Annotated in this window: 11 protein-coding genes; 5 read left to right on the top strand and 6 right to left on the bottom strand. The window is 69.3% G+C overall.

Features of this window, described 5'->3' with window-relative positions; genetic code table 11:
- Positions 1 to 178 precede the first annotated feature (178 nt).
- Both ACZ5PO_RS13985 and ACZ5PO_RS13980 read right to left on the bottom strand, forming a co-directional pair.
- The gene (locus ACZ5PO_RS13985; RefSeq protein ID WP_464194397.1) at positions 179 to 3,028 is read right to left on the bottom strand and encodes a DUF4114 domain-containing protein; all 2,850 of its coding nucleotides are present in this window, start codon (positions 3,026 to 3,028) and stop codon (positions 179 to 181) included.
- Positions 3,029 to 3,362: 334 nt separating this feature from the next.
- A complete protein-coding gene (locus tag ACZ5PO_RS13980; RefSeq protein WP_464194395.1) occupies positions 3,363 to 6,209 on the bottom strand; it encodes a DUF4114 domain-containing protein in 2,847 nt (948 codons plus the stop codon).
- A 298-nt stretch (positions 6,210 to 6,507) separates the two neighbouring features.
- Here ACZ5PO_RS13980 and ACZ5PO_RS13975 point away from each other — a divergent pair, with 298 nt between their 5' ends.
- On the top strand, positions 6,508 to 7,680 hold the full coding sequence (locus tag ACZ5PO_RS13975; RefSeq protein WP_464194393.1) for a lactate 2-monooxygenase: 1,173 nt from the start codon (positions 6,508 to 6,510) through the stop codon (positions 7,678 to 7,680).
- 262 nt (positions 7,681 to 7,942) lie between these two features.
- On the opposite strand, the gene ACZ5PO_RS13970 is transcribed toward ACZ5PO_RS13975, so the two are convergent.
- Both ACZ5PO_RS13970 and ACZ5PO_RS13965 read right to left on the bottom strand, forming a co-directional pair.
- A complete protein-coding gene (locus ACZ5PO_RS13970; protein WP_464194391.1) occupies positions 7,943 to 8,359 on the bottom strand; it encodes a PaaI family thioesterase in 417 nt (138 codons plus the stop codon).
- Complete coding sequence (locus ACZ5PO_RS13965) at positions 8,356 to 8,829, bottom strand: PaaI family thioesterase (RefSeq protein WP_464194390.1); 474 nt, start codon at positions 8,827 to 8,829, stop codon at positions 8,356 to 8,358. The genes ACZ5PO_RS13970 and ACZ5PO_RS13965 overlap by 4 nt, the downstream gene beginning before the upstream one ends.
- A gap of 61 nt (positions 8,830 to 8,890) precedes the next feature.
- Between ACZ5PO_RS13965 and ACZ5PO_RS13960 the strand changes: the two genes are divergently transcribed.
- The 3 genes from ACZ5PO_RS13960 to ACZ5PO_RS13950 all read left to right on the top strand — a co-directional run bounded on the left by ACZ5PO_RS13960 (position 8,891) and on the right by ACZ5PO_RS13950 (position 12,728).
- The gene (locus ACZ5PO_RS13960; RefSeq protein WP_464194388.1) at positions 8,891 to 9,475 is read left to right on the top strand and encodes a TetR/AcrR family transcriptional regulator; all 585 of its coding nucleotides are present in this window, start codon (positions 8,891 to 8,893) and stop codon (positions 9,473 to 9,475) included.
- Positions 9,476 to 10,104: 629 nt separating this feature from the next.
- Positions 10,105 to 11,520, top strand: a complete 1,416-nt coding sequence (locus ACZ5PO_RS13955) for a D-alanyl-D-alanine carboxypeptidase family protein (RefSeq protein ID WP_464194386.1) — start codon at positions 10,105 to 10,107, stop codon at positions 11,518 to 11,520.
- Positions 11,517 to 12,728, top strand: coding sequence for a CobW family GTP-binding protein (locus ACZ5PO_RS13950; protein WP_464194384.1), 1,212 nt, complete (start codon positions 11,517 to 11,519; stop codon positions 12,726 to 12,728). The genes ACZ5PO_RS13955 and ACZ5PO_RS13950 overlap by 4 nt, the downstream gene beginning before the upstream one ends.
- A gap of 71 nt (positions 12,729 to 12,799) precedes the next feature.
- Here ACZ5PO_RS13950 and ACZ5PO_RS13945 read toward each other — a convergent pair whose 3' ends face one another.
- Complete coding sequence (locus ACZ5PO_RS13945; protein WP_464194382.1) at positions 12,800 to 14,026, bottom strand: MFS transporter; 1,227 nt, start codon at positions 14,024 to 14,026, stop codon at positions 12,800 to 12,802.
- 341 nt (positions 14,027 to 14,367) lie between these two features.
- Here ACZ5PO_RS13945 and ACZ5PO_RS13940 point away from each other — a divergent pair, with 341 nt between their 5' ends.
- Positions 14,368 to 15,258, top strand: coding sequence for a DUF3108 domain-containing protein (locus tag ACZ5PO_RS13940; RefSeq protein WP_464194380.1), 891 nt, complete (start codon positions 14,368 to 14,370; stop codon positions 15,256 to 15,258).
- Between the two features lie 89 nt (positions 15,259 to 15,347).
- On the opposite strand, the gene ACZ5PO_RS13935 is transcribed toward ACZ5PO_RS13940, so the two are convergent.
- Entirely contained in the window at positions 15,348 to 16,142 is a 795-nt protein-coding gene (locus tag ACZ5PO_RS13935; protein ID WP_464194378.1) for an enoyl-CoA hydratase/isomerase family protein, read from the bottom strand.
- Between the last annotated feature and the right edge of the window lie 101 nt (positions 16,143 to 16,243).

The following is a 16,243-nucleotide window of genomic DNA, read 5'->3' as shown; positions in this document are numbered from 1 at the left end:
CGCTCCACGTCATGGCCGGGCTTGACCCGGCCATCCATCGCTCCCGGCAACGTCAGCCCGCCAGGGCTGGCCGCATGGGGGTGTTCCTGAGCGGATGGATGGCCGGGTCAAGCCCGGCCATGACGCTGGGAGGGTGTGGCCATGCTTCCGAGCCCGGGGCAGCCGTGCCTCTCCCCTCCTACGCCAGTCCCTTGCTGGCCGCGCTCGTAAAGTCCAGCTGCACCACCAGGTCGTTGTAGTCCCGGTCGCCGCCGCCGAAGAGGTCTTCCCAGCCCCAGGTGTTGAGGCCGTAGCTCCACAGGTGCGCCACGTGCTGGCCGTCCACCTCCTCGTTGGCGTCGGCGAAGGCGTAGAAGGTGTGGTCGTCGCTCTTCAGCGCCATGGCGATGAAGTCGCCGGCGTCGACGCCGGTGATCTCACCTTCGGTGTAGGCGCCGTAGCCGCCGCCGTGCAGCCAGATGTCGCCGTTGGTGTTCTCGTAGGCGCGGGCGAGCGCGGCGATGTCGTAGCCGGGATCGCCGGGGGAGAGGTCGCCGATTTTGCCGGCAAAATCGTCGACCTTGTAGAACATCACCTGCTCGTCGTTCTCGCCGTTCTGGCGCAGGCGCACGATGGCCTCCTGGTCGTCGGCCGCCTGCGCCGTTTCCGCCACCGCCACGGCGCGTGCCGCCCTGACTGCGCTGTCGGCGCCGGCGGCCACGAAATCGACGAAGCCGAAGGGGCTGGAGAGTGTCGCCTGCGGCGTCGTCACGGCGGCCCCGCCGATGGCCACCGACACGGCGTCACCGCTCTTCACCTCGGCCTGGACGATCGAGCCTTGCGCCTGCTTGTCGAACAGCGTCACCAGCTCCGGCGAGAAGTCGGGCTGCAAGGTCTGCTGGGCGAACTGGCTGGTCCAGGCGAAGGCGCCGCCGGCCTCGGCGGCAACGTCCTGGCCACCGGTGCCGATGCCGACGAACACGTTCGCGTCCTGGCTCAGCATGCCCTGGAACAGCAGGCTCTGGTCGACCGTGCTGGTCCAGCCGGCGCTGCTCTGGCTCAGCACGTCGGGTGTCTCGAAGTAATACTGCGAGGTGGCGATGGCCGAGAGCGAGCGCGCCAGCACCGTCGCGTTGGGCGAGCCCAGGCCGGTGGTGAGGTCGTAGCCCGGCCCGGCGTGGGTGCCGTAGCCCGTGGGCGTGATGAAGGCGAGCGTGCCTTCCTTGTCGACGGGCGCCGAGATGGTGCCGCCGTCGACATAGGTGGAGATGTTGTTGCCGAGCGTGATGTCGTTGAACGAGGCCGGCGCCACCGCCGAGGCGATGTAGAACAGATCGTTGGCGTAGCCCAGCTGCGGCAGGCCGATGGTGGCGAACTCGGCATTGATGTGCGCGGCGATCGACGCCCAGAACGGCGTCGCGGCGCTGGTGCCGATGTCGTCGGAGAGGCCGCTCAAGTCGGCCTTCGGCGTCTTGTAGAACATGCCGCCGCCGGCCAGCGCCGACACGTCCGGCGTGCCGCGCCCCGGCTCGGCCAGCGGGTCCGTGGTGACGGGATAGAGCCCGTAGGCGAGCTGGTAGTTCGGGATCGGGTGGCTGGGATCGGCGCCGCCGGAGCTGGCCTGGTTGGTGAGATAGCCCGGATCGAGCAGCGCGCCGTTCAGGTGGTAGGAGTTCCAGACGGCCTCGACCTCGGTCGTGGTGAGCGAGCCGGCCTGCGGCAGCGTGGTCATGCCGCCGGAGATCAGTTGCCAGATGGTGGCGAGATCGCCGACCGCGACCTTGTCGACGATCCCCTTGAGCGTCGGATCGGCCGCGGCCTGGGCCGGCGAGCTCAGCGCCGTGCCGCCCACCAGCATGCCGTAGGGGCTGACGTAGGTGGAGTAGACGTTGTTGAGGCCGGTGCCGGTGAGGTCGCCGGAGCCGCCGTCGCCGTTGGCGGAATAGACCGAGATGTTGCGCAGCGCCGCGTCGACGAACAGCTCGCTCGTCGCGTTGTAGAAAGGCGAGCCCGGCGCCGGCCGCTGCGAGCCGATGAACGAGGACGAGATGACGCCCGGATTGTGCTCGGTGTCCCAGAAGGCCGCCTGGTAGGCGGTGTAGGTGGTGGAGGCCGCCACCCCGTTGAGGCCGGAGCCGACGTAGAGCCCGATAGTGCTGCCGGGCGCGCCCGATGCGACGACGCCGACGTCGAGCGCGCGCTCGCCGGCCGAGCCGGTGTAGGACTGGCCGGCGGCGTTCTGCGTGTAGTGGTGGCCGGGCGTGGTGATGCCCGCCTTCTCGCGGAAACCGTCGAGCAATTGGGCGAAGGTTTCGGCCACGTCGCCCGGGAGGGCGCTGCCGACGCCGGGCTCGATCAGCCCGATGGTGCCGGTCGCCTGCGTCGCCCAGGTGTCCGGAAAGTTATAGAACTGCTGGCCGATCTCCTGGGAAAAATAGGCCGGATGGACGGTGGAGCTGTTGCCGACGCTCTGCGGCCCCTGCGGCAGGGCGGCGGCCACGTTCCCCGCCAGATTGGAGACGGCGTGCGGAGCGTCCACGTCCGGCCAGAGGCCGCTCACGTCCCAGCCGTCCGGCAGCGACAGGTTGCCGTTCCAGAAGACCAGGCCCTTGTCGTCGCCGGAGGCGACGCGCAGCAGCGGCGTGCCGAACAGCTTTTCGAAGTTGTCGTTGTTGAGCGTCACCCAGATGGTGCGCGATTCCACCGAGCTGACGTAGCCGCTCGCCCCGGTGGGGTCGCCCAGGATCGGAATGCCCAGCGCGGCGAGCCCGTTCAGCACCTGCTGGTATTCGGCCGGGTCGGCACCGTAGGTGGACCAGAGGCTGCTGGACTTGTTGAGGTCGATGAGCGCCTGCTGCCGGGCGCCCCAGTCGCTGTTCAGCAGTGCCGTGGGATCGTTGGCGCGGTCGAGCACCAGGGCGACGTTGACGGTCGTGCCCGTCTTCACGACGTCGGCGGGGTTGATGCCGTAGGCGCTATACGGGTCCGTGGCCGACGTGGTGCGATAGCTGGTTAGATCGAGATACGACGAATTTGCGATTTCAGCCACGACTCGCCCCCCTTGTGCCCCCGCATCAGCAGTAGCGGCCGGTGGAGGGGCTGACAAGGCAGTAGCGGAAGGCGCGCGCTTACTCGGCGAATGCTACCGGCGGCCGAGCGCAAACTCAGACATCACCTTGCGAATAGGGATAGTGCAGCGTTCACCGCGTCATGGCCGGGCTTGACCCGGCCATCCATCGATCGCGGCAACGTCAGCCCGCAAGGGCTGGCCGCATGGAGGCGTTTCCGAGTGGATGGATGGCCGGGTCAAGCCCGGCCATGACGCCGGAAGGTCGCAGCCATGCCTCGAAAGTCGCATGGCCCCGCAGAGGCGGCCGCCTCCCCTACGCCAGGCTCTTGCTGGCGGCGCTCGTAAAGTCGAGCTGCACCACCAGGTCGTTGTAGTCCCGGTCGCCGCCGCCGAAGAGGTCTTCCCAGCCCCAGGTGTTGAGGCCGTAGCTCCACAGGTGCGCCACGTGCTCGCCGTCCACCTCCTCGTTGGCGTCGGCAAACGCATAGTAGTTGTGGCCGCCGCTTTTGAGCTCCATGGCGATGAAGTCGCCGGCGTCGATGCCGGTCAGCTCCGTCTCGCTGTACTGGCCGTAGCCGCCGCCGTGCAGCCAGATCTCGCCGTTGCTGTTCTCGTAGGCGCGGGCCAGTGCCGCAATGTCGTAGCCCGGGTCACCGGGCGCGAGGTCGCCGATTTTGCCGGCAAAATCGTCCACCTTGTAGAACATCACCTGCTGGTCGTTTTCGCCGTTCTGGCGCAGGCGCACGATGGCGTCCTGATCGTCGGCCGCCTGCGCCGTCTCCGCCACCGCCACGGGGCGGGCCGCCCTGACCACGCCGTCCGCTGAACTCGCAACGAAGTCGATGAAGCCATAAGGCGCCGACAAGGTGGCCTGCGGCGTGGTGACGGCGGATCCGCCGATGGCGACCGACACGGCGTCACCGCTCTGCACGTCGGCCTGGACGATCGAGCCCTGGGCCTGCTTGTCGAATAGCGTCACCAGCTCCGGCGAGAAGTCGGGCTGCAAGCTCTGCTGGGCGAACTGGCTGGTCCAGGCGAAGGCGCCGCCCGCCTGGCTGGCGACGGCCATGCCGCCCGAGCCGATGCCGACGAACAGGCTCGCATCGGTGCTCAGCGTGCTCTGGAACAGCAGGCTCTGGTCGACGGTGCTGGTCCAGCCGCCGCTGCCCTGGGCGAGCACGTCGGGCGTGTCGAAGTAATACTGCGAGGTGGCGATGGCCGAGAGCGAGCGCGCCAACAGCGTCGCGTTGGGCGAGCCCAGGCCCGTGGCCAGGTCGTAGCCGGGCCCGGCCTTGTCGCTGTAGCCGGTGGGCGTGATGAAGCTGATGCCACCGTCGTAGTTCGGCGACGAGATCGTCCCGCCCTCGCGGAAGGTCGACATGTTGTCGCCCACGGTGATGTCGTTGAACGAGGCCGGCGCCACCACCGAGGCGGTGTAGAACAGGTCGTTGGCGTAACCCAGCTGCGGCAGGCCGATGGTGGCGAACTCGGCGTTGATGTGCGTGGCGATCGACGCCCACAGCGGGGTCGCGGCGCTGGTGCCGAAATCGTTCCAGATCTCGGTCATGTCGGCGCTCGGCACCTTGTAGAACAGGCCGCCGCCGGAGAGCGCCGCGACGTCCGGCGTGCCTCGCCCCGGCTCGGCCAGCGGGTCCGATGTGACGGGATAGAGCCCGTAGGCGAGCTGGTAGTCCGGGATCGGATGGCTCGGATCGGCGCCGCCGGAGCCAGCATTGTTCTTGAGGTAACCCGGCTCGAGCAGGTCGCCCCTGAGCACGTAGGAGTTCCAGACCGTCTCGATCTCGGTGGTCGTCGTCGAGCCGGCCTCGGGCAGCGTGGTCATGCCACCGGAGACCAGTTGCCAGATGGTGGCGAGATCTCCTGCAGCGACCTTGCCGACCATCTCCTTGAGCGTCGGATCGGCTGCCGCCTGGGCCGGCGAGCTCAGGGCCGTGCCGCCCACCAGCATGCCGTAGGCGCTGGAATAGGTGGAGTACTGATTGGTGATGCCGTTGCCGGTGATGTTGCCGGAGCCGCCGTCGCCGTTGGCGGCATAGGCGGAGATGTTGCGCAGCGCCGCATCGACGAACAGCTCGTTCGCCGCATTGGAGAAGGGCGAGCCCGGCACCGGGCGCACCTCGTCGATGAACGAGGAGGAGATGACGCCCGGATTGTGCACCGTATCCCAGAAGGCGGCCTGGTAGGCGGTGTAGGTGGTGGAATAGGCAGCACCATTGAGGCCCGAGCCGACGTAGAGGCCGATGGTGCTGCCGGGAGCGGCCGAGCTGACGACGCCGACATCGAGCGAGCGCTCGCCGTCGGAGTCCGTGTAGTATTGGCCGGCGGCATTCTGCGTGTAGTGCTTGCCGTCGGTGCCGATGCCGGCCGTCTGGCGGTAGCCGTTGAGCAACTCGCCGAAGGTCTCGATCACGTCGTCCGGCAGGGCGCTGCCGATGCCGGGCTCGATCAGCCCCACGGTGCCGGTGGCTTGCGTCGCCCACGCATCCGGAAAGTTGTAGAAGCTCTGGCCGATCTGCTGGGGGAAGAGGTCCGGCTGCACGGTGGAGCTGTTGCCGATACCCTGCGGCCCCTGCTTCAGGTCGACCGAGACGTCGCCGGCGAGGTTGGAGACCGCGTGGCCGGGATCGAAGTCCGGCCAGATGCCGGTGACGTCCCAGCCGTCGGGCAGCGACAGGTTGCCGTTCCAGAACAGATAATCGGGGTCGTCGGGCGGCCCGACGCGCAGCAGCGGCGTGCCGAACAGCGCCTCGAAGGCGTTGTTGTCGAGCGTCACCCAGATGGTGCGGGATTCGACCGAGGTGACATAGCCGCTGGATCCGGTGGGGTCGCCGATGATCGCGATCCCCATGGCGGCGAGCCCGCTCACCACCTGCTGGTAGTCGGCCGGGTCGGCGCCGTAGGTGGACCAGAGGCTGCTGGTCTTGTTGAGGTCGATGAGCGCCTTCTCCCGGCTCGCCCAATCGCCGTTCAAGAGCGCCGTCGGGTCGTTGGCCCGCGGGAGCACCAGGGCGACGTTGATGGTCGAGTTCTCGTGACGGATGTCGGCGGGATCGATGCCGTAGGCGCTGACCGGGTCCGTCGCCGACGTGGTGCGATAGCTGGTGAAATCGAGATACGAAGACTGCGCGATTTCAGCCATCGCCTGCCCCCCTGAGACCCCGCCTCAGCAGTAGCGGCGAGTTGAAGACGTGACAAGGGAATGGCGGGTTAAGCCCCACACCAGATGGAAGCTTCAATAAGGGCGTGTACGGGCGGTCGGCGTGTCGCGAAGCCGGAGATCACCTTGCGAATAGGATTGCGCGGCATCGCACACAGAGGCGCGCACCGACGGCGCCGCATCGCCCTCTCGCCGCAAGCGGGAGAGGTTTGCAGGCCCCTTGCCTGAACCAGGGCGAGCTGAAACTCTCGCGCCGACACAACAAGCCGGGAGCCCAGGGATGCCGCACTTCGGCGATTACCAGAACGAGATCTACTTCGCCGGCCTGATGGGCACGGTGCCCAAGCTGCCGATGAGCTTCCAGGAGCTGGAGGCGCGGGCGCAACAGGCCATGGCGCCGGGGCTGCTCTCCTATGTCGCCGGCGGCTGCGGCGACGAGCATACCCAGGACGTCAACGCCAGCGCCTTCCGCCATTGGGGCATCGTGCCCCGCATGCTGGTGGGCGCGGCCAAGCGCGACCTGTCCATCGAGCTGTTCGGCCTGAAGCTGCCGACGCCGGTCTTCATGGCCCCCATCGGCGTCATCGGCCTCTGCGCCCAGGACGGCCACGGCGACATCGCCACCGCCAAGGCCGCCGCCAAGAGCGGCGTGCCCATGGTGGCGTCGACGCTGATGGAGGACCCGATGGAGGTGGTGGCCAAGGAGTTCGGCGCAACGCCCGGCTTCTTCCAGCTCTACACGCCGACCGACCGGGACCTGGCGGCGAGCCTCGTGAGCCGCGCCGAGGCGGCCGGCTTCAAGGGCATCGTGGTGACGCTCGACACCTGGATCACCGGCTGGCGGCCGCGCGACCTCGCCACCTCCAACTTCCCGCAGCTGCGCGGCTTCTGCCTCGCCAACTACTTCTCCGATCCGCGCTTCAAGGAGCTGGTGGGCAAGCCGCCCGAGCACGATCCGCGCGCCGGCGTCATGACCTTCGGCCGCGTCTTCGGCAATCCGCTGACCTGGGCCGACCTGCCCTGGCTGCGCTCGCTCACCAAGCTGCCGCTGATCCTCAAGGGCATCTGCCACCCGGACGATGCCAGGCGCGCCATCGACGGCGGCGTCGACGGCATCTACTGCTCCAACCACGGCGGCCGCCAGGCCAACGGCGGCATCGCCGCCATCGACATGCTGCCGGCGGTGGTGAAGGCCAGCGGCTCGACGCCGGTGCTGTTCGATTCCGGCGTGCGCTCGGGCAGCGACATCGCCAAGGCCCTGGCGCTCGGCGCCACCGCCGTCGGCATCGGCCGCCCCTACGCCTACGGCCTGGCGCTGGGCGGCGTCGACGGCATCGTGCACGTGCTGCGCACGCTGCTGGCCGAGGCCGACCTGCTGATGGCGGTCAACGGCTTCCCCACCATCGCCGACCTCAAGGGCGTCGCCGTCCCCGCCGGCCCGCAGCCCGTGTAGGCGGGAGGCCATGTCGCCCAGCAACTATCCGACTAAGCTATTGTTCTGCAAGCCAAACGCAAGCTGGACCGCCCCCCACCCCTACCCCTCCCCGCCACTTCGTGGGGGGAGGGAGGTGCGCTTGCCTGATGTGTTTGGAGAGTTGCGAGGCGGCTAAACGAACGGCCTCCCCCTTGTGGGGAGGCTGTCCCGTAGCGAAGCGGAAGGGACTGGTGGGGGCGGGTCCAGCCGCCGCAACACGGCCAGGAAAGTCGCGCGCCTCTCACCCCTCGATCGGGACGAGGATGGCCTCGCCGGTGGCGACCAGCTTGCGCTCGGCGCTGGTCACGGCGGTGATCTCGGCGCGGGCGAAAACCTGGCGGCGGCCGGCCTTGACCAGCGTGCCCGTCGCGATGAAGCGCTCGCCGACGGCGGGGGCCAGGCAATTCACCGAGAAGTGGGAGGCGAGCACACGGCCGACCTGGGTCGCGGCGGCGTAGCCGCAGGCGGTGTCGGCGAGGGCCCCGACCATGCCGGCGTGGAGGTAGCCGGCGTATTGCCCGAAGTCGTCGCGCCAGGCGAGATGCAGCTCCGCGTGGCCCGGCCCCGCGTCCGCCACCTCGAAGCCCGCCCAGCGATTGAATGCGGCTGTCGCGTTGATACGCCGGAGCGTCTCCAGCGCTTCGTTGGTCCCGCTCATGCGGAGGCTCCTGTCGTTGGCGTGGTGCGCGGCACCACCCGGAACGTGGCGTTGGCCCGGGCACACAGGGTCTCGTCCGCCAGCACCTCGGCTGCGACGAAGCACAGGGTGGCGCCGGCCTTGAGCACCCGCGGGCGGATCTCGATCCATTGGCCGAGCCGGCCCGAGCCCAGGAAGTCGACCATCAGGCTGACGGTGACGAGCGAGACATCGGCGCCGCGCGCCTGATCTCCCCGCAGCGCCTCGCCGCAGCTCAGGCCCATGGCGTTGTCGGCGAGCGCGGTGATCAGGCCGCCGTGCACGAAGCCGCGCGAATTGGCGTGGGCGGCCGCGGCCAGCAGGCCGAGGCGCACGCTGCGCTCGCCGCGGCAGGAATAGAGCGGCTCCCACGGGTCGGTCAGGCCGCTCCTGCGGAAGTGCCGGTCGAAACCGGCCGGCGGGCTCCACGCCGCGGTGCTTTGTGTGATCATGTAGACCAGTCTACATAGTACCGTGGCTGGATCAAGACCGCCGCCAAGCTATAGAGGCCGCATGGCCCCAGCCCGCAAACACCGCGATTCGATTCTGGAGCACGCCGTGCGACTGTTCCGCGAGCGTGGCTACGCCTCGACCGGTCTCAACGACATCCTGACGGCGAGCGGGGCGCCCAAGGGCTCGCTCTACCACTACTTCCCGGGCGGCAAGGCGCAGATCGGCGCCGAGGCGGTGCGGCTCGCGGGCGAGAAGGTCGCCGGCACCCTTAGAGCCATCGCTGCCGAGGAAGCCGACGTGGCCGAGATCCCACGCCGCTATATCACCCTGCTCAGCGGCTGGCTCGCCGAGTCGGCCTTCCGCGATGGCTCGCCCATCGCGGCGACCCTGCTCGAGACGGTCGCCGACCACGAGCTCATCCGGGCGGAAGGGGCCGGCGCCTATGGCTCATGGATCGAGGTTCTGCAGCAGGCGTTCGTGGGCGGCGGCATCGAAGCGGGCCGGGCGCGGCGCCTCGCCGGGCTGGTGGCCGTCACCCTGGAGGGCGCCTTGCTGCACGCTCGCGTCTTTCGCGATGCGGCGCCGCTGCTCGACGCCGCCGAGGAGCTGGCCGCCGTAATCAACGAAGCGCGGCGGACGGCGTAGCTCCGGCTGGCGCAAATCACGCTGTCGAGCACGAATGCGCCCCACGAGCAGAAAAACGGCAAGTGTGATAAATTTGCCATAAACTGCCGGGCCCGCTGGCTGGCGCGGCGGCGCGCCGGTGCGCTCAACCGCTTGAAACGGTGGCGTTTCAGGGCCGGCGGCCACACACCGCGGACGCGACCGAGGGGGAGGCCGGCGACGCCTGCCGCGGCAGCCCGGCGCAGCCACCTCACGCATCGAGCCCGCACCGAAAAGCTCCACCCTTGCAATGGCTTGCCGCCTAAGCACCGGCGCCGCACCGCCCTGCCCGGCGTGTGTGAAAGCCTGTGGACGCCGCCGCCGGGTGCCCCGAGTGTGCCTCATTCGCTTCTTAGAGCGCCTTTCAGGCGGGTCGAACGATCCGGCACCGCGTGCCGCCCGCCCCACGCCTCGTTTGCACCGCCCGGCTCCGGCCGGGCCACCCGGCCCCAGCAACCGAATGGGCACGACGGCGGTGCCCTTGCCTAGGCAGAGGACGGCCTTTCAGGTTAGAAGACCGGAATGGGCCGTGGGGAATCACCTCTCGCTTGGGTTTGTCACACAGCGCGTCGGCATCCCGTATGTCGGCGTCGAACCCGGATCGGACCCGCATGAGCTCGCTTAAGCTTGCCCGCTTCGCCGCCGGTTTGGCTTTGGCCCTGCCGATCGCATTGTCCGCGCTGCCCGAGCGGGCGGAGGCCACGCCGATCCTCGTCGCCGACGTCAGCACCGGCCGGGTGCTCTACGCCAAGGAGGCGACGGAGCCCTGGTACCCTGCCTCCGTCACCAAGCTGATGACCGCCTACCTGACGCTGAACGCCCTGCGCGACGGCCGGCTGCACGCGGATACGCCGCTCAGGGTCAGCGCGCGGGCGGCGGCCGCTGTCCCCTCCAAGATGGGCTTCAAGCCGGGCATGGAGGTCACCGTCGAGAACGCGCTCAAGATGATGCTGGTGAAGTCGGCCAACGACATGGCCGTCGTCCTGGCCGAGGGCGTCGGCGGCTCGGTGGAGAACTTTGCCGAGATGATGAACGCCACCGCAGCGCAGATCGGCATGCGGCAGAGCAACTTCGTCAATCCCAACGGCCTGCCGGACGAGCGCAACCAGACGACGGCGCGGGATCTCGCCGTCCTCGGCCGCACCATCCTGCTCGAATATCCCAAGAACAGCGACCTGTTCGGCATCGGCGCGTTGCAGTTCGGCGGCCGCATCATCAAGAACACCAACGGCCTGATCGGCCGCTATCCCGGCGCCGACGGCATGAAGACCGGCTTCATCTGCTCGGCCGGCTTCAACGTGGTGGCGACGGCGACCCGCGGCAGCCGGCGGCTGATCGTCGTGGTGCTGGGCGCGCGCTCGGGCGTCGAGCGCACGCTGAAAGCGGCGGCCCTGTTCGACCGCGGCTTTGCCGACAGCGGCTGGGGCGGCCCCGGCACGCTCGACACGCTGCCGATCACCTACACCTCCGGCCCGCCCGACATGCGCAACTCGATCTGCGGCGCTGGCCGCTATCGCGGCGAGGAGGAAGCCGAGACCGCGAGCCAGACCACCACCACCGACAACCCGATCTTCGCCCTGTTCACCCGGGCCAAGGCGACCGACTGGGACGTGGACGTCTCCTCGCTCGGGCCGCTGGGACCGCGGGCCGAGTTCGCGCCGATCCCGGTCTTCGTCGGCCGCACGCCCGGCGCGGCGCCCTCGCCGACGGAACCCAAGCTGGCCAAGCGGCGCGGCTCCAAGACGGCGACCGCCTTTGCGCCGGATCAGGCGGATGCGGCCGAAACGGCCGAAGGGCAGCGGGCGCTCAAGGCGGCGACCAAGCCGGTCGGCAAGGCGGCCGCCAAGGACAAGACCCAGGCGGAGGCCAAGCCGCACGGCAAGGATAAGCCGCAGGGCAAGGACAAGACGGCCGGTGACGCCGCCAAGGCCCATGCCAAGGCCAAGACGCCCGCCAAGCCCGCCGCCGGCAAGGACGGCAAGGCGGCCGCCAACAAGGCAGGGTCGACGGCGCAGTCGAGCCAATGACCGGCCCGCACGCGGCCGACGCCGCCCCCCGGCCCGCCAAGGGGCCACAGCCGCCGATTCCGCTCGTCGTGCTCACCGGTTTCCTCGGCTCCGGCAAGACGACGCTGCTCAACCGCTGGCTGGCCGATCCGGCGCTGTCCGAGAGCGTCGTCATCATCAACGAGTTCGGCGAGATCGGCCTCGACCACCTGTTCGTCGAGGTGGCGGACCAGGGCCTGATCACCCTCGCCGCCGGCTGCCTGTGCTGCACCGTGCGCGGCGACCTGGTCGCGACGCTGGAAGACCTGCTGCGCCGGCGCGACAACGGCCGCATCATGCCGTTCCGCCGCCTGATCATCGAGACCACCGGACTGGCCGACCCGGCGCCGGTGCTGCAGGCTGTGCTGCGCCACCCCTACCTCGCCCAGCGCTATGCGCTCGCCGGCGTCATCACCACCATCGACGCGGTCAACGGCGCCGACACGCTCGACGCGCACGACGAGGCTGTGAAGCAGGTGGCCGTCGCCGACCGGCTGGTGCTGACCAAGACCGACCTGGCCAGCGCCGAGGCCGTGGCGGCGCTGACCGAACGGGTGCGCCGCCTCAATCCTCTGGCCCGCATCGTCACGGCCGAGGCCGGCTCGGCCGACGCCACGCTGGTCACCGGCCTCGGGCTGTTCGGCGTCGACGGCAAGATCGCCGACGTGCAGGCCTGGCTCGGCGCCGCGGACGACCATGACCATGGGCACGATCACCACCATGGGCATGGCCACGCGCACGGGCACGACCATCACCACCATCACGGCGACCACCGGCACGGCCATGACGTGAATCGCCAAGACTTGAATCGCCAAGACGTGAACCGCCACGACGCGCGCATCCGGGCGGTCTCGATCGTCGAGGAGCAGCCGATCGGACGCGGCGCCTTCGACGCGTTCACCGATCTGCTGCGCTCGGCGCACGGCCCCGACCTGCTGCGCGTCAAAGGGCTGGTGAAGCTCGCCGACGATCCGGAGCATCCGGTGGTGGTGCAGGGCGTCCAGCACGTCTTCCACCCGCCGGTGACGCTGCCGGCGTGGCCCGATCAGGACCGGCGCAGCCGCATCGTCTTCATCCTGCGCGACATGGACGAGGATTTCCTGCGCCGCATGTGGGACGCCTTCCTCGGCCGCCCCGCCATCGACATGCCCGACCGCACGGCGCTGACCGACAATCCCCTGGCGCTATAGCGCTGGTCGCTGGCGCTATAGCGCCGGCCTCATGGCCGGGCCTGACCGGGCCATGAGGCAGTGGGCTGCGCTCAAGCCGCCGCGACGCGGGGCTTGCGCTCGATGTGCGGCAGGAACCAGGCGAGCAGGCCGATCGCCGGCAGGAACGCGCACAGCCGGTAGACGAACTCGATACTGGTGGCGTCCGCCAGCTCGCCCAGCACCGCGGCGCCGATGCCGCCCATGCCGAAGGCGAAGCCGAAGAACAGGCCGGCGATCATGCCGACCTTTCCGGGCATCAGCTCCTGGGCATAGACGATGATCGCCGGGAACGCTGACGACAGGATGAGGCCGATGATCACGCTCAGCACCGGCGTCCACATCAGGTTGGCGTAGGGCAAGGCCAGCGAGAACGGCAGCACGCCCAGGATCGAGAACCAGATCACCGGCTTGCGGCCGAAGCGGTCGCCCAGCGGGCCGCCGACGATGGTGCCGACGGCCACCGCCCCGAGATAGAGGAACAGGTAGAGCTGCGCCTCCGGCACCGACAGGCCGAACTTGTGGATCAGGAAGAAGGTGTAATAGGTGCTGATGCTGGCGGTATAGAAGAACTTGGAGAAGATCAGCAGGCCCAGCACCACCAGGGTGGCGATCAGCTTGTTGCGCGGCACCACCGCGCCGAAACCGGCGGCGGGTGGCCCCTTGGCGCGCATCTTGGCGACGTGGTCGCGGTACCAGCGGCCGACGTGGAACAGCACGAACATGCCGAGCAGCGCCACCACGGAGAAATAGACCAGGCTCGACTGCCCCCGCGGCACGACGATGAAGGCGGCGAGCAGCGGGCCGAGCGCCGTTCCGGCGTTGCCGCCCACCTGGAAGAGCGATTGCGCCAGGCCGTGGCGACCGCCGGCGCCCATGCGGGCGACGCGCGACGCCTCCGGATGGAACACGGCCGAGCCGGAGCCCACCAGCATGGCGGCGATGAGGATCATCGGGAAGCTCGAGGCCACCGACATCAGCAGCAGCCCCACCAGGCTGCTCCCCATGCCGATGGCGAGCGAGAACGGGCTCGGCCGCTTGTCGGTATAGAAGCCGACCAGCGGCTGGAACAGCGACGAGGTGAGGTAGAAGCAGAGCGTGATCAGGCCGATCTGGCTGAAGTCCAGATTGTACGACGTCTTGAGGATCGGATAGATCGCCGGCAGCAGCGATTGCAGCAGGTCGTTCAGCAGGTGCGAAAAGCTGATCGCGGCCAGCACCCGGAAAGCAGTGCGGTCTTCGGCAGCGGGGATCGACGAGACGCTGGCGGGCGCGGTCAAGGCGGTGTCCTCTGGGCGCGGCTCGCGCCGGCCATTGGTCCGTCGTTGCTGCCGAACGGACGTTGCGACGTGACGGGGGATGCGCCCCATATCGGGCCGGATATGGGGGCGCGTTTGGTTCTTTACGCTGCAGGAAGCGTAAAATCTCGCCAATTTCCGCAGGTCTGGATTGATCCCACGGCAGGCGCCGGCCGCGGGACGGCGCGAGCGGGGCGGAGGTGCTCGCTTTTTGTCGCCCGGCACGTCACGATAATGTCTGATTCGCGCACGACACCAGCCTCCTCCCGCAGCGCCAGGTTCGTCGATTCGCCTGCCTGGAGATGGTCCATGAGGATCACATATTGACGTCGTCCGTTGTCCGGCGCCCCGGCAGGGCGGCCCGTCTGCTGCGCCGCCGCGCCATCGCGGGCTGCCTCGTGCTCCCGAGCCTCGTCGGCCTCCCGGCGGCGCGCGCCGACGACGGGGCCTTCACCGCGACCTACGACATTTCCCTCGCCGGCGTGACCATCGGCGCCGCCACCATGGTGGCCAACATCAACGGCGCGGCCTACACGGTCGACCTGCACGCCAAGCTGACCGGGCTCGCCGGCGTGCTCACCAGCGGCAAGGGCGGCGCCAAGGCGGCCGGATCGGTCAGCGGCGCCGCGCTGTCGCCGGCCTCGCTCGCCGTCGTCTCGTCCACCTCCGATACCACCCGCACCCTCAGGCTGGCGTTCGCGTCGGGCCACGTCGATGCCGTCGAGATCAAGCCGCCGCTGGAGGATTGGGACCGTCCCGACCGCGTGCCGGTGTCCGACGGCGACAAGCGCGGCGTCATCGATCCGCTGAGCGCCCTGCTGATGCCCGTCACCGCCGGCGCCGACCCCCGGTCGGCCTGCCAGCGCACCATCCCGATCTTCGACGGCGCCACCCGCTTCAACGTGGTGCTGTCCTACGTGCGCACGACACAGGTGGCCAGGGACGGCTACCGCGGCCCCGCCATCGTCTGCGCGGCGCGCTACGTGCCGGTCTCCGGCCACCGGCCGGCCCGGTCGGTGACGCGCTACATGGAGCAGAACCGGGACATGGGCGCCTGGCTCGTCCCGGTCGCCAACACCAACGTCTACGCGCCCTACCGCATCTCGGTGAAAACCATGATCGGCACGACCGTGCTCGAGGCGGCCAAGCTCAACATCGCCGGCACCCAGACGGCGGCGGCGCCGCCGTCGATCAAGACGAAGGCCAGGAACTAGAGCGCTTCGCGATTGGGTGGACTCACCCGATCGCAAAAGCACGCTCCGGGCCGCATGGAGCCCGACGGGCGCCGCCCGCCATCGGGCGCTCAGCCGGCGGAGGCCCTTTCGGCCCTCCCCCGCCGCAGCTTGGCAAGGGCCGCGGTGTTGGCGGCCACCGACCGCTCGCCCTGCCCGGCGCCGACGAAGCCGTCGTCCAGCTCGGCGGACAGGGATTCGATCCTGCGCATGGCCGGCGCCCTGAGTGCGACCTTCGAGGCGACGAAGGCCTCGACGGCGTCGGCGCTCAGCTCGTGGGCAATCTCGACGGCGCGGTCGAGCACGCAGTCCTGCGGCACGATCTCGTCCAGGTAGCCGTCGGCCACGGCCTGCTCGGGCGCATACTGCCGCCCGAAGAGCGTCCAGACGTTCGTCGCGCGATCGCCCACCGCGCTCCTGATGATTTCGACGTACACGCTCGGCATCCGCACGCCGATCGGCACTTCGTTGAGGGCGAACAGCGCGCCGGCCGCCGGGCCCACCCGGTAGTCGCAACAGAGCGCCGTGATGAGCCCGCCGGCGAAGGCATGCCCGTTCACGGCCGCGATCATCGGCCGCCGCGCCGCGAACAGCCGCACGTTCGTCGCACGATAGCGCGTCCACCATTCCGAGATGCGCCGGTGATCGCCGCTCGCAAAGATGGGGAACGTGTCATCCAGATCGAGGCCCGCGGAAAAGATCTGTCCCGTGCCGGTCAGGACGACAGGCGCGCTCGAAGCGTCCCGGTCCAGACGATCCAACGCGTCGTGCAGGTCGGCAAAGAACGTGTCGTTCTGCGTGTTGGCCTTGTTGGTGTTCATCGTCACGACGTGCGCGCGCCCGCGGCGCTCGATGCTCCAGCTCACTGCTTGCCTCCTCGTCTCGGGACAGAAATCCGTCCGGAATGCTTTGGAGCCACCCGCGCCCTTCTTCCCTGGAATCTTGCCGGGCTCCACAGGTGATCGCG

This window comes from Chelatococcus sp. KU-N122, from assembly GCF_055391085.1.
The sequence above is the reverse complement of the archived record's forward strand: the minus strand, read 5'-3'. Positions and strand labels throughout refer to the sequence as shown.

Bases quoted from the DNA above. Each gene is read 5' to 3' on its own strand.
- ACZ5PO_RS13965 (WP_464194390.1), bottom strand. From the start codon at position 8,829: ATGATCACACAAAGCACCGCGGCGTGGAGCCCGCCGGCCGGTTTCGAC.
- ACZ5PO_RS13980 (WP_464194395.1), bottom strand. From the start codon at position 6,209: ATGGCTGAAATCGCGCAGTCTTCGTATCTCGATTTCACCAGCTATCGC.
- ACZ5PO_RS13970 (WP_464194391.1), bottom strand. From the start codon at position 8,359: ATGAGCGGGACCAACGAAGCGCTGGAGACGCTCCGGCGTATCAACGCG.
- ACZ5PO_RS13975 (WP_464194393.1), top strand. From the start codon at position 6,508: ATGCCGCACTTCGGCGATTACCAGAACGAGATCTACTTCGCCGGCCTG.
- ACZ5PO_RS13955 (WP_464194386.1), top strand. From the start codon at position 10,105: ATGAGCTCGCTTAAGCTTGCCCGCTTCGCCGCCGGTTTGGCTTTGGCC.
- ACZ5PO_RS13950 (WP_464194384.1), top strand. From the start codon at position 11,517: ATGACCGGCCCGCACGCGGCCGACGCCGCCCCCCGGCCCGCCAAGGGG.
- ACZ5PO_RS13960 (WP_464194388.1), top strand. From the start codon at position 8,891: ATGGCCCCAGCCCGCAAACACCGCGATTCGATTCTGGAGCACGCCGTG.